At 64.9% G+C, this 265-nt stretch carries 1 protein-coding gene; it reads left to right on the forward strand.

Annotation, left to right across the window (positions count from 1 at the left end):
- Nucleotides 1–265 (forward strand): D-alanyl-D-alanine carboxypeptidase (locus tag HKX41_11855; GenBank protein NNC24828.1); only part of this gene is annotated, 265 nt, incomplete at both ends.

Raw genomic sequence — 265 nt, forward strand, 5'->3', positions numbered from 1 at the left:
ATGGAAAAGGGCATGGTGGTGCAGTCCGGCAACGACGCCGCGATCGCCCTGGCAGAGCACGACGCCGGCAGCGAGGACGCCTTCGCCGCGCTGATGAACCAGTACGCCGCGCGCATCGGCCTGAAGAACAGCCACTTCATGAACCCGCACGGGCTGTCGCAGGAGAACCACTACTCCACCGCGCACGACCTGGCCCTGCTCGGCCGCGCGCTGATCCACGACTTCCCGACCGCGTACTCGTACAACAAGATCAAGGAACTCAAGG

The organism is Salifodinibacter halophilus (assembly GCA_012999515.1).
Lineage (GTDB): Bacteria > Pseudomonadota > Gammaproteobacteria > Nevskiales > Salinisphaeraceae > Salifodinibacter > Salifodinibacter halophilus.